The sequence below is a fragment of the Nonomuraea sp. NPDC048892 genome (assembly GCF_040649735.1).
Classification (GTDB): Bacteria; Actinomycetota; Actinomycetes; order Streptosporangiales; family Streptosporangiaceae; genus Nonomuraea; species Nonomuraea maheshkhaliensis.
Genome location: NZ_JBEZFZ010000006.1, coordinates 36,004 through 48,008, shown reverse-complemented (window position 1 = coordinate 48,008; position 12,005 = coordinate 36,004). Strand labels below are relative to the sequence as shown.

The following is a 12,005-nucleotide window of genomic DNA, read 5'->3' as shown; positions in this document are numbered from 1 at the left end:
CGCTGCTTGCAAATGCAAACGCGGTGATTAACTCCAGCAAGCATTACAGCTGGAAAATCCACAGGAGCGGGGTGCTGGTGACCAAACTCACAGACAGCGCGATGAAGCCGTAGCGCACCGACGTGGACAGCTCGGGAAGGGGTTTGACCAGGCGATTCACCCTGGCCATGACATTTTGCGCCTGGACGCCCAGCATGCCGTGCGGGGTCGGCATGGCGCCCGCCGTGCCGAACCTGAGCAGCGCCGTCGCCAGCCGGCGCGGCGAGCAGTAGCGGCGGGCCCGGTCGTCGGCGGCCATCTCGATGAGCAGCTCCACCTGCGCCTGGGCCTCGGCCACCACCTTCGACCAGGGCATCGCCCGGCGCAGCGCGGCGAAGGGCAGCAGCACCAGGTCGTGGCGCTCGCGTACGTGCGCCGCCTCGTGCGCGAGGACAGCCGCCAGCTCGTCCTCCGACAGCAGCTTGAGCGCGCCCTCGCTGACCACGACCTGCGAGCGCAGCCCCGGCACGCAGTAGGCGGCGGCGCTGGGATGGGCCAGCACCCGCACGCCCGGCACGCCCGGGTCGTCGTGGGAGATCAGCGTGAGCAGCATGCGGTGCCTGCGGCGGGCCCGCAGCGCCTGCACGCCCGCGGTGAGCAGCACCACGATCAGCACCGCGAGCGCGGTGAGCCCTGCGATCAGGGCCAGCACGTGCAGCGGGTCCCACGCCTGCGCGGGCGCCTGCCCGTGCGCGAACGCGATGAGCCCCGGCAGGGCGCCGACGTCGTAGGGCTGGACGGCGTAGGCGAGCATGGCCCCGGTGGTGGCCAGGCCCCACGAGACGCCGAGTGACTGCCAGAGGATGATGGCCAGGCGCGGGGCGCGCGAGGTCCACCGGGCCGTGGTGAAACGCCAGGAGCCGACCGCGCACGCCGTGGCGAGCGCTGCCAGCACCGCTGCCGTGATCACTCGTCCTCCAGCTCCGTAAGGGCTCTGCGCAGGATCTCCGCCTCTGGGTCCGACACTGCCTGGGCGAAGCGGGTCAGGGCGGCCGAGCGGTCGCCCGTCAGGTCCAGGGCTTCAAGCATAAGCTCGGCGATGTAGGCGTCGCGGCTTTCGGCCGGCTGATATCTCCACGCGCGCCCGTCGCGGGTGCGTTCGAGGAAGCCCTTGCGGGTGAGCCGGTCGAGAACGGTCATGACCGTGGTGGGGGCCAGGTCGCGGTCGGCGATCAGTTTGCCGACCTCGCGGGCGGTCAGCGCGCTGCTCTCCGCCCAGAGGATGTCCATGATGCTGCGTTCAAGCTCGCCAAGACCCTTCACACCATTCAGGGTAGCTCTACAACGTGTCGAGCTGGCATCCGGGTGGCGTGCCTTCCTGAAATGAGGTGTCGTGAGAGTGTCGGCATCATGAAGCTCACGCTCGTCCAAGGCGACATCACCGAGCAGGCCGTGGACGCGGTGGTCAACGCCGCCAACTCCTCCCTCCTCGGCGGCGGAGGCGTGGACGGCGCCATCCACCGCCGGGGCGGGCCGGAGATCCTGGCCGAGTGCAGGAGGCTGCGCGCGAGCCACTACGGCCGCGGCCTGCCGACCGGCCAGGCCGTGGCGACCACGGCCGGCCGGCTGCCCGCCCGCTGGGTGATCCACACGGTCGGGCCCGTCCACTCCGTCTCGGAGGACCGCTCGGAGCTGCTCGCCTCCTGCTACCGGGAGTCGTTGCGGGTGGCCGACTCCCTGGAGGCCGCCTCGGTGGCCTTTCCCGCGATCTCGACCGGCATTTTCGGCTGGCCGATGGACGACGCCGCCGGGATCGCCGTGGAGACGGTCCGGCGGGCGGAGACGTCGGTGGAGGAGGTCAGGTTCGTGCTGTTCGACAGTGCCGCGTACGCCGCGTTCGGGGCGCGCCTCTGAGCGCGCCCCGAACTCACATCAGGGCGCCCACGGCGGCGCGACCGCCCAGGTCACGTCCTGGTCGTAGCTCACGGCGTTGTCGAAGGCGTGCGAGCCGCCCGGCACCGCGATGTGCACGGCCTCGGCGTAGTGCCGCACGGCGTGCCCGGCGATGTTGTACGACGCCAGCGTCACCCCCGTGCCCCCGGCCCTGGGCGGCTGGGCGCAGAAGGTGGCGTCCTGGTCGAACAGCGCCGTCCCGTCACGGGCGTCCTTGCGCACCCGGAAGTCCGCGTGCCGCAGGTAGTGCCCGGCGAAGTTGCGCGACTCGAAGGAGTAGCAGCTCCCGTCGGCCAGCCCCCGGCGGACGTAGAACGTGGCGTCCTCCTTGAGCACCTGCGCGCTGCCCGCGTTGACCACGTCGGTGCGCGCCAGCGAGCTCTGGTGGCGCAGATACCGGTCGGTGAACCCCGGCGTCGTCACCCGCAGCGACTGCGCCGCCCCGACGGTCAGGTCGGCCCCGCTGCGCCACCAGGGCGTCGCGGGCAGCCAGGTGACGTCGGCGGCGAACGACGCGGGGCTGTCCCACGCGTTCGGGCCGCCGCTGCGCGCCACGTAGACGGCGTCGGAGAAGTGGCGCAGGAAGTGTCCTGGCAGGTTGCGCGACTCCAGCGACACGCCGGTTCCCGCCTGTGCGGGCCGGACGCAGAACGTGGCGTCCTGGTCGAACAGCGCCGTCCCGTCACGGGCGTCCGCGCGCACCCGGTAGCCGGAGTGCCGCAGGAAACGACCGGGCAGGTTGCGCGACTCGAACGACACGCACGCGCCGTCGGCCAGCCCGACCCGCACCCGGAAAGTGGCGTCCAGCTTGAGACCGTCCGCGCTCGCGGCGTTGACCACGTCCGTGCGGGCCAGGTCGTTCTGGTGGCGCAGGAAGCGGTCGGTGTGGCCGGAGGTGGTGACGCGCAGCGAGGTGAGCCCGCCCGTCACCAGGCCGGTGGCGGACTGGATGACCGAGCGGTTGACGGCGCGGACGCGGTCGCCGTTCATCTTCAGCACCCGGCGGTCGTACGTCCACAGGCCGTTGACCTCGTTCTCGACGTCCGTGGGCTGGGTGTAGATCGAGGCCGACAGCCCGTTGTCCGTGATCAGCGGCTTGAGCTGCTCGTTGATCGAGACGTAGCGGTCGGTCAGCGCCGTCTGGTTCGCGGTCATCTCGTACGCGAAGCCGGTGCCAGGCCACTGGTTGCCGGGGCTGAGCAGGCCGAGGCCGCCGAACTCGCCGAGCACGGCCACCCGGCTCGCGCTGGGCCGCTGCGGCGTCCCCGGGCCGACGTAGATGTGGTCGTCCACCACGTCGCCGTTGCCGCCGTCGAAGCCGCAGCAGTTGGAGCCGGAGTTGTTGTTCACCAGGCGGGTCGGGTCCCAGCTCTTGACCAGGTCGGCGATGCGGGCGGGGTCGTACTCGCCCCAGCCCTCGTTGAACGGCACCCACTGCACGATCGAGGTGATCCCGCGCAGGTGGTCGATCATGCGGCGCAGCTCGCTCTCGAAATTGGCGCGGTCGGCGGTGGAGGGGGTGACGCCGGTGCGCATCGAGGGCATGTCCTGCCAGACCAGCAGGCCGAGCCGGTCGGCCCAGTAGTACCAGCGGGCGGGCTCGACCTTGACGTGCTTGCGCACGGTGTTGAAGCCGAGCGCCTTCTGCTGTTCCAGGTCGAAGCGCAGGGCCGCGTCGGTGGGGGCGGTGGAGATGCCGTCGGGCCAGTAGCCCTGGTCGAGGGTGCCGAGCTGGTAGAGGAACCTGCCGTTGAGCGTGGGGCGCAGCACGCCGCCGATGACGGCCTTCCCCACCGACCTCATCCCGAAATATCCGGACACGACGTCGCCGCCGCCGGTGCCCGTCAGCGTGACCCTGAGGTCGTACAGGAAGGGGTCGTCGGGCGTCCACAGCCGGGCGCTCGGCACCGGCACCCGCAGGTGCGCCCCGATCGCGCCGGTCGCGGTGCCCACAACGGTGCCACCGGTCATGACCTCGGCCCGCACCTGCTGACCGGAGGCCCCGGCCGCCTGCACCACCAGGTCGAGCTGCCCGGCGGCCACGTCGGGCACGGTGTCGAGCTGGGTGATGCTCGCGGCGTTGACCGGCTCCATCCACACCGTCTGCCAGATGCCGGAGTGGGCGGTGTAGAAGATGCCGCCGGGTGAGCGGCGCTGCTTGCCGATCGGGGCGCCCGTGCCGTCGACCGGGGCGTACACGCCGACGATGAGCTCGTTGGCGCCGGCGCGCAGGGCCGGGGTGATGTCGAAGCCGAACGGGTCGTAGCCGCCGGTGTGGGTGCCGACCGAGGTGCCGTTCACCCACACGCGGGTCTCCCAGCTCACCGCGCCGAAGTTGAGCCGCACGCGGCGGCCCGACCAGGCGGCGGGCACGGTGAAGGTCCTGCGGTACCACATGCGGTCCTCGTGCCGCTGGACGCGCGACAGCCCCGACTCGATCGGGTACGGCACCAGCACCTGCTCGGCGAGGTTCTGCCCGGTCGGCGGGGTGGTGATGGAGCCGGTCGCGGCGAACTGCCACAGGCCGTTGAGGTTCTGCCACTCGGGGCGGACGAGCTGGGGCCGCGGATACTCCGGCAACGCGTTGTCCGGGCTCACCTCGGCGGTCCATGGGGTGGTCAGCGGGGGCGCCGCCAGCGCCTCCTGCACGGGTAAGGCGACGACTGTTCCTGAGAGGACCAGCACCGCGGTGAGGCGGCGGGCCCAGCCTGAGAATCTGCTCATCTCGGCTCCTTGACGAGGACCGGTGCTGACTCCCCCCGACAGGTTGCGACCGAACTTGAACGAGTTAGATCGCACCGTGACCATATACCGAAGATCACCTGTGCGAAATAGACCAATTCTTGCGATTTTTCAGACGCGAGGGTCGACGGCCGACCACGGAAGGGTCAGCTCGCCGAGCCGCCACCGCGCCACGCCGCCCAGCGGCGGCCGCATCGGCACCGGCCAGGAGCCCGACAGGGCCTGGATCGCGGCCAGCCACCGCTGCCGCCGCCCGTGCGCGCCGTAGGGGGCGCTGACCGCCCAGGCCCGATCGAAGTCGCTCAGGAACGCATGAATCCGCTCACCCGGCACGTTCCGGTGGATGAGCGTCTTGGGCAGCCGGTCGGCCAGATCGGACGGCCGCTCGAAGGCGTCCAGCCTGGCGGAGAACGTGATCGTCCGCGGCCCGCCGGCCGCCAGCCCCGCCCAGACCGCCCGCCGCCCGTTCTCCGACGAGGTGCCCTCGACCAGGACGCCGCCGGGGGCCAGCCGCCCGGTCAGCACGTCCCAGTACCGCCAGGCGTCCTCCTCGCCGTACTGCCGCAGCACGTTGAAGGCGCGCACCAGCGTCGGCGGGCGCGGGACCGGCAGCTCGAAGCCGCCCAGCCGGAAGCTCAGCCCCTCCCGCTCGTACGGCTTCGCCACCGCCACCCGGGCCGGGTCGATCTCGATCCCCACGACCTCCACCCCCGGCACCACCCGGCGCAACCGGGTGAACAGCTCCAGCGTGGTCGTGTGCGACGCGCCGTACCCGAGATCGACCACGAGCGGCCGCCCGGCCGAGCGCAGCAGCGGGCCGTGCACGGCGGCGATCCAGCGGTCGCCGCGCCGCAGCCGGTTGTGCCCGGTCGTCCCCCGGGTGATCGCCCCGACGGGCTTAGCCACCGACCCGGTGCACCTTGTGCTGGGCGGCCTGCGCCCGCGGGCGGATGACCATGCGGTCGATGTTCACGTGGGCGGGCCTGGTCACCGCCCAGGCGATGGCGTCGGCCACGTCGCCCGCGGTCAGCGGGTCGGGCACGCCGGCGTACACGCGGGCGGCGGCGGCCTCGTCGCCCCTGAACCGGGTGACCGCGAAGCCCTCCGTCCGCACCATGCCCGGGGCGATCTCGACGATCCGCACGGGCTTGCCGACGAGTTCGAGCCGGAGGGTCTCGGCCATCGTGCGCTGGGCGTGCTTGGCCGCCACATAACCGCCGCCGCCCTCGTACGCGTCGAACGCCGCCGTGGAGGTGAGCATGACCAGCACCCCGTCACCCGACTCCACCAGCCGGGGCAGCAGCGCCTGGGTCACGCGCAGGGAGCCGAGCACGTTGACGTCGTACATGCGCTGCCAGTCGTCCAGCCGGCCCTCGGCCACCGGTTCGAGGCCGTAGGCGCCGCCGGCGTTGTTGACCAGCACGTCGCAGCGCTCCAGCGAGGCGGCCAGCGCGTCCACCGACTCCTGCGAGGTCACGTCGAGCGTCACCGGCCTGATCGAGGGTGTCTCCGCGGCCAGTTTCTCCAGCCTTTCGCGACGGCGCGCCCCCGCCACCACGTCATACCCCTCGGCGGCCAGCCGCCGCGCGGTCGCCTCTCCGATCCCGCTGCTCGCACCGGTCACCACAGCCGTCTTCCGCATGTGTCACATCCTGCCAGGCGGGCTCGCGGACGGCGGTTGTGCACCCCCGGTTGTGACTGTCTGTCGGGAATGTCGAAAAATTCGGCTTTGTTGTACATCGCTTGGAGGTGATGTCGAGTGAGGCGACGACGGGTGAGCCGGGTCGCGACCATCAGCATGCACACGTCACCGCTGGACCAGCCCGGGACGGGCGACGCCGGCGGCATGAACGTGTACATCGTCGAGTCCGCCAAACGGCTGGCCGAGCTCGGCGTGGAGGTGGAGATCTTCACCCGGGCCACCGCCCGTGACCTCCCGCCCGTGGCCGAACTCGTCCCCGGCGTCCTCGTCCGTCACCTGACGGCCGGTCCTTACGAGGAGATGGACCGCGCCGACCTGCCCGGCCAGCTCTGCGCGTTCCTGTCGGAGGTGCTGCGCACCGAGGCCGTCTACGACCCGGGCCGCTACGACGTCATCCACTCCCACTACTGGCTGTCCGGCCAGGTCGGCTGGCTGGCCAAGGAGCGCTGGGGCGTTCCGCTCGTGCACACCATGCACACCATGGCCAAGGTCAAGAACCGGCTGCTCGCCCAGGGCGACCGTCCCGAGCCCCAGGCGCGCGTGGTCGGCGAGGAACAGGTCGTGAGCATCGCCGACCGCCTCGTGGCCAACACCTCGGAGGAGGCGTCCGAGCTGATCGACCTGTACGGCGCCGCCCCCGGCCGCGTCGTGGTCGTGAACCCCGGCGTCAACCTCACCCTCTTCCAGCCCGCTTCACAGGGCGCCGCCCGGCACCGGCTCGGCCTGCCGCAGGACGCCCACGTGCTGCTGTTCGTCGGCCGCATCCAGCCGCTCAAGGCGCCGGACGTGCTGCTGCGAGCCGCCTCCAGGATGCTCATCGACGACCCCTCCCTGCGCGGGCGCCTGGTGGTGGCCTGCGTCGGAGGCCCGTCGGGCAACGGCCTGGCCCGGCCCTCGTTCCTCGCGGAGCTGGCCACCGAGCTGGGCATCTCGGACGTCGTCCGCCTCGTGCCTCCCGCTCCCCAGGAGGAGCTGGCCGACTGGTACCGCGCCGCCTCCGTCACGGTCGTGCCCTCCTACAGCGAGTCGTTCGGGCTCGTGGCGCTGGAGTCGCAGGCGTGCGGCACGCCGGTGGCCGCGGCGGCCGTCGGAGGGCTGCGCACGGCCGTACTGGATGAGATCTCCGGCCTGCTCGTGGACGGCCACGACCCCTCCCAGTGGGCGCGGGCGCTGCGCCGCTTCCTCACCGAGCCGCGCTGGCGCGACCAGCTCTCGGCGGGGGCGCGCACGCACGCCGCCGCGTTCGGCTGGCAGTCCACGGCCTCCCACCTCAGGGAGGTCTACGCCGCCGCCGTCGCGAACCTGCACCCCGTCCCCGTGGCCGCTGTCTGACCGTACTGTCTGACCGCGCTTTCCGACCGTACTTTGTTCTAGCCTGGGCGGCATGCGCGAAGTCGTCGAAGCCGCGCTCAAGGCCGCGGACGTCTCCTATGACGAGCCGCGGCCGGGGGCGTTCCTCGTCAAACTGCCCGGGCAGCACAAGCTCGCCACCATGACCTGGCTGATCGTGGGGGAGCGGATGCTGCACGTCGAGGCGTTCTTCTGCCGGCAGCCCGACGAGAACCACACGGAGTTCTACCGCTGGCTGCTGGGCAAGAACGGCTCGATGTACGGGGTGCACTTCTCCCTCGACCCCGTCGGTGACGTCTACCTGGTCGGCCGCCTGCCGCTGACCGCCGTCACGGAGGAGGAGATCGACCGGCTGCTGGGGTGCGTGCTGACGTACTCGGACGAGTGGTTCGACCGGGCGCTGGAGCTCGGGTTCGCCTCGTCGATCAGGCGGGAGTGGGAATGGCGGGCCAAGCGGGGGGAGTCGCTGGCCAACCTCCAGGCCTTCGCCCGCTTCGCCGACCCGGACCGGTGACTCCTCCTGGGAACCATAGGATTGGCCGCATGGCGACTTTGGTGCTGCTTAGGCACGGCGAGAGTGACTGGAACGCGAAGGGCCTGTTCACCGGCTGGGTGGACGTGAGCCTGTCGGCCAAGGGCGAGGACGAGGCGCGGCGCGGCGGCAGACTCCTCCAGGACGCCGGGGTGCGTCCCGACGTCCTGCACACCAGCCTGCTGACCCGGGCCATCCAGACGGCCCAGCTGGCGCTGGCGCAGGCCGACCTGCTCTGGCTTCCGGTCAAGCGCAGCTGGCGGCTCAACGAACGCCACTACGGCGCCCTCCAGGGCAAGAACAAGGCCCAGACCCGCGAGGAGTTCGGCGACGAGCAGTTCATGCTCTGGCGCCGCTCGTACGACACGCCCCCGCCTCCGATCGCCGACGACGACGAATACTCCCAGGCGGGAGACGCCCGCTACGCCCTGCTGCCCTCCGAGCTGATGCCCCGCACGGAGTGCCTGAAGGACGTGGTCGACCGGATGCTGCCGTACTGGTACGACGAGATCGTCCCCGACCTGGCGGCCGGCCGCACCGTCCTGGTGACCGCCCACGGCAACTCCCTGCGGGCCCTGGTCAAGCACCTCGACGGCATCGACGACGAGACCATCGCCGGGCTCAACATCCCGACGGGCATCCCGCTGGTCTACGAGCTCGACGCCGACTACCGTCCGGTGCGGCGGGGCGGCGAATACCTCGACCCCGAGGCCGCCAAGGCCGCCATCGAAGCCGTCGCCAACCAGGGCCGCTGACCCTCAGGTCGCCGCGGGGGCGGGGGCACGCGCCCCCGCCCCGCGACCTCACACCGACGGCTTCCCGAGCAGCGGAAGGCGGCGCAGCCCGGTCAGCGACGGCGCCTGGATGAACTCCACGGAGTCCTCCGGATCGGTACGCAGGACGGCGAAGCGGTCGAGCAGGATGTTCAGCGCGATCCGCCCCTCCAGCCTGGCCAGGGGCGCGCCCAGGCAGAAGTGGATGCCCCGGCCGAACGCCAGGTGCGGGTTGGGATCGCGATCGGGATCGAACGCCTCGGGGTCCCCGAACTGCCGCGGATCCCTGTTCGCCGCGGCCATCCAGCACATCACCAGCTGATCGGCCGGGATGGTCACCCCGCCGAGCTCGGCCTCACGCGTGGTGGCCCGGCCGAGCAGCGCGAACGGCGTGAACAGCCGCAGCGACTCCTCGATCACGGCCGGGACCGAGGCGCGGTCGGCGCGCACCCTGTCCTGCTGATCGGGGAAGGCGTCCAGGCACAGCACGGTGTTGCCGAGCAGCATCGTCGTGGTGATGTGCCCGGCCAGCAGGAGCAGGATGGCGAAGTTGACCACCTGCTCGTCCGGCAGGCGCTCGCCGTCCACCTCGGCCTCGACCAGCCTGGTGAGCAGGTCGGCGCGCGGCTCCCTGCGGCGCTCGGCCGCGTGGCCGGCCAGGTAGTCGCTCATCTCCCGCCACGGCTTCATCGTGGCCTCCAGCGCCGCGCCGCGTTCCTCGGGAGACGGGTTGACCGAGATGTCGGCGTCCCGCTGGAACAGCGCGTCCGCCCATCGCTTGAACAGCGCGCGATCACCGCTGGGCACCCCGAGCAGCTCGGCGATGACGATGACCGGCAGCGGATAGGCCAGGTCGCGCACCAGCTCGAACCGCTCGCCCTCCCGCGCCGCGTCGAGCAGCTCGTGGGTGATCGCGGCAATCCGCGGCTCCAGGTCCGCGACCACCTTGCGGGTGAACGCGCTGCTCACCAGCTTGCGCAGCTTCCCGTGCTCCGGCGGGTCGATCTGGGTGATGAAGCCCTCCAGCGAGAAGCCGTCCTTCGGCACCAGGTCCTTCGGCACCACCCGCATCGTGTCGGAGGAGAAGGTCGCGGGGTCGCCGAGCACCTCCTGCAGCTCCGGGTATCCGTACACGGACCACATCCCGGTCCGTGCGTCGAACTCGACGGCCGGGCCCGTCCGGGGCCCGTGCAGCCAGAACAGTTGCTTGGGGACGTCGTACCGTTCGACGATGTGCGCCATCGTCACTCCTTGGTTGAGGATCCCTCTGCTGTGGCGTACGTCATGACGACTTCTCGCGGTATTCCTCCCAGCGCTCGACCAGCCGGTCGGTGTCCTGCATGAGGAAGGCGAAGAACTCGCGCGCCTCCGTCAGCTGGGCGCGCGGCTCTGACCGGTCCTCGGGGAGCACCGACAGCCCGAAGTCCAGCGCGTCGAGACCGACCTGCAGGCCGGCGAGCTGAACCCGTATCGCGTGCGTCCAGCCGCCGTCGGCCATCCGGTAGCGGTGCTCGCGACCGGCCGTGGGCACCCGCTCGGCCATGCCGATCAGCTCCATCTGCCTGGCGACGGTGCTGACCGCGGTCTTGCTCACGCCGAGCTCGGCCGCCAGGTCGGTGAGCGACTGGTCGGGGGGGTCGCAGACCATGAGCCAGGCGTGCAGGCGGCCCATCGTCCGCGTGCCGCCCACCCGCTCCATGACCAGCCCCATCCGGTCGACGAACTCTCTCACCGGAGGCTCCACCGGCATCAACTCCGCAATTATCGTCAAGTACGTACTTTACGTACGGTATGCCGAGATCCAGGAGTTGTGAAGAACCGCGTCATCGACCCGCGGGGACGGGGTCAGTCCGTGGGCGGGGGCCAGCTCGGCCAGGTGGGTGGCGGCGCGTTGTAGGACTTCCAGAACTCCGCCGCCTTCTCCAGACAGTCGGGGCAGATCGGCTGGTCGGCGGAGCGGGCCACGGCGTCCGGGCCGGCCGGGCGGAAGGTGCCGAGCACGGTGAAACCCGGTGGCAGGCCGGTCTCAGGGTCGATCAGCACCGTCTCCACCATCTCCGGGGCGGCGCTGAACGTGCGCTTGCACGCGAAACACCGCCCGCTCGCGCGCGCCTCTTCCTCCGCCATCGGCCAGACCTCCAGAACGGCACCCGTACCCGGCCCAGCATGGACCATCCCGTCCCGGCGTCAAGCCCGGCCCCGGTCGTCAGCTCGGGCGGGTCCCGGTGACGAGGTAGACGACGTCCTGCGCCACCCGTACCGCATGGTCGGCGTACCGCTCGTAATAGCGTCCCACCAGCGTGATGTCGATCGCCGGCTCGACCCCGTGCTCCCACTCCTTGGACAGGATCTTCCTGAACAGCCGCCGATGCAGCCGGTCCATCGCGTCGTCGTCCTGCTCCAGTTCGAGCGCGGACTCGACGTCGCGCGAGGCCACGCAGCTGCCGGCCTTCGTGACCAGCGTCTCGGCGATCTGACCCATCTCCAGGATGGTGGAGCGCAGCTCGGGCGGGATGGCCGAGTCGGGGTGCCGCAGCCGGGCGACCTTGGCGACGTGGACGGCGAGGTCACCCATCCGTTCGAGGTCCGTGCCCATGCGCAGCGCCGTGATGACCATCCGCAGATCCACCGCGACCGGCTGCTGCCTGGCCATCAGCTCGAAGATCGAGGTCTCGATGTCGGCGAAGGTCGCGTTCACCTCCTCGTCGCGGGATATGACGCTCTCCGCGAGGGTGAGGTCGGCGTCGAGGAGGGAGGTGGTGGCACGGGAGATCGCCGAGCGGACAAGGCGGGTCATCTCGACCAGCTTGTCGGTCAGTGCGTCGAGTTCTTCGTGGTACGCGTCACGCATGCCGTCACCGTACGACTCGCTCGATGAACGAACCCCTACGGCCAGATGAACTTTCCAGGAAAGGGGCGTTCATCCCCTGATGAGGGGGTCTGTCCCTGCGAAAACGCCGCCTACCATCGGAGA

General features: G+C 71.0%; 13 protein-coding genes. 4 read left to right on the top strand and 9 right to left on the bottom strand.

Annotated elements, in window-relative coordinates:
- Nucleotides 1-43: 43 nt before the first annotated feature.
- Together AB0C28_RS21170 and AB0C28_RS21165 are read right to left on the bottom strand one after the other, a co-directional pair.
- Nucleotides 44-949: a M56 family metallopeptidase gene (locus tag AB0C28_RS21170; RefSeq protein WP_357845582.1), complete on the bottom strand. Its 906-nt coding sequence runs from the start codon at nt 947-949 to the stop codon at nt 44-46.
- Nucleotides 946-1,302 (bottom strand): BlaI/MecI/CopY family transcriptional regulator, encoded by a 357-nt coding sequence (locus tag AB0C28_RS21165; RefSeq protein WP_358076562.1) that lies wholly within the window; start codon nt 1,300-1,302, stop codon nt 946-948. The genes AB0C28_RS21170 and AB0C28_RS21165 overlap by 4 nt, the downstream gene beginning before the upstream one ends.
- Nucleotides 1,303-1,389: 87 nt before the next feature.
- Here AB0C28_RS21165 and AB0C28_RS21160 point away from each other — a divergent pair, with 87 nt between their 5' ends.
- Nucleotides 1,390-1,893, top strand: coding sequence for an O-acetyl-ADP-ribose deacetylase (locus tag AB0C28_RS21160; RefSeq protein WP_357845576.1), 504 nt, complete (start codon nt 1,390-1,392; stop codon nt 1,891-1,893).
- An 18-nt stretch (nt 1,894-1,911) separates the two neighbouring features.
- Here the strand turns inward: AB0C28_RS21160 and AB0C28_RS21155 are convergent, their stop codons facing one another.
- The 3 genes from AB0C28_RS21155 to AB0C28_RS21145 all read right to left on the bottom strand — a co-directional run bounded on the left by AB0C28_RS21155 (nt 1,912) and on the right by AB0C28_RS21145 (nt 6,316).
- Nucleotides 1,912-4,656, bottom strand: a complete 2,745-nt coding sequence (locus tag AB0C28_RS21155; protein WP_358076560.1) for an AbfB domain-containing protein — start codon at nt 4,654-4,656, stop codon at nt 1,912-1,914.
- Between the two features lie 129 nt (nt 4,657-4,785).
- Nucleotides 4,786-5,580: a class I SAM-dependent methyltransferase gene (locus AB0C28_RS21150; protein ID WP_357845569.1), complete on the bottom strand. Its 795-nt coding sequence runs from the start codon at nt 5,578-5,580 to the stop codon at nt 4,786-4,788.
- Nucleotides 5,573-6,316 (bottom strand): SDR family NAD(P)-dependent oxidoreductase, encoded by a 744-nt coding sequence (locus AB0C28_RS21145; RefSeq protein ID WP_358076557.1) that lies wholly within the window; start codon nt 6,314-6,316, stop codon nt 5,573-5,575. The genes AB0C28_RS21150 and AB0C28_RS21145 overlap by 8 nt, the downstream gene beginning before the upstream one ends.
- A gap of 117 nt (nt 6,317-6,433) precedes the next feature.
- On the opposite strand from AB0C28_RS21145, the gene mshA reads away from it, so the two are divergent.
- The 3 genes from mshA to AB0C28_RS21130 are packed head-to-tail and all read left to right on the top strand — an operon-like array spanning nt 6,434 to nt 9,013.
- On the top strand, nt 6,434-7,708 hold the full coding sequence (mshA, locus tag AB0C28_RS21140; protein WP_357845564.1) for a D-inositol-3-phosphate glycosyltransferase: 1,275 nt from the start codon (nt 6,434-6,436) through the stop codon (nt 7,706-7,708).
- Between the two features lie 52 nt (nt 7,709-7,760).
- Nucleotides 7,761-8,240, top strand: a complete 480-nt coding sequence (locus tag AB0C28_RS21135; RefSeq protein ID WP_358076554.1) for a YbjN domain-containing protein — start codon at nt 7,761-7,763, stop codon at nt 8,238-8,240.
- A gap of 29 nt (nt 8,241-8,269) precedes the next feature.
- Complete coding sequence (locus AB0C28_RS21130; RefSeq protein ID WP_357845558.1) at nt 8,270-9,013, top strand: phosphoglyceromutase; 744 nt, start codon at nt 8,270-8,272, stop codon at nt 9,011-9,013.
- Between the two features lie 48 nt (nt 9,014-9,061).
- On the opposite strand, the gene AB0C28_RS21125 is transcribed toward AB0C28_RS21130, so the two are convergent.
- The 4 genes from AB0C28_RS21125 to phoU form a co-directional block, all read right to left on the bottom strand.
- Nucleotides 9,062-10,273: a cytochrome P450 gene (locus AB0C28_RS21125; RefSeq protein WP_357845555.1), complete on the bottom strand. Its 1,212-nt coding sequence runs from the start codon at nt 10,271-10,273 to the stop codon at nt 9,062-9,064.
- A gap of 40 nt (nt 10,274-10,313) precedes the next feature.
- Nucleotides 10,314-10,763 carry a hypothetical protein gene (locus tag AB0C28_RS21120; RefSeq protein WP_357845552.1) on the bottom strand — a complete coding sequence of 150 codons (450 nt, stop codon included), beginning with the start codon at nt 10,761-10,763 and terminating at the stop codon, nt 10,314-10,316.
- A gap of 113 nt (nt 10,764-10,876) precedes the next feature.
- A complete protein-coding gene (locus AB0C28_RS21115) occupies nt 10,877-11,158 on the bottom strand; it encodes a hypothetical protein (protein WP_358076552.1) in 282 nt (93 codons plus the stop codon).
- 79 nt (nt 11,159-11,237) lie between these two features.
- Complete coding sequence (gene phoU / locus AB0C28_RS21110) at nt 11,238-11,882, bottom strand: phosphate signaling complex protein PhoU (protein WP_346103193.1); 645 nt, start codon at nt 11,880-11,882, stop codon at nt 11,238-11,240.
- Between the last annotated feature and the right edge of the window lie 123 nt (nt 11,883-12,005).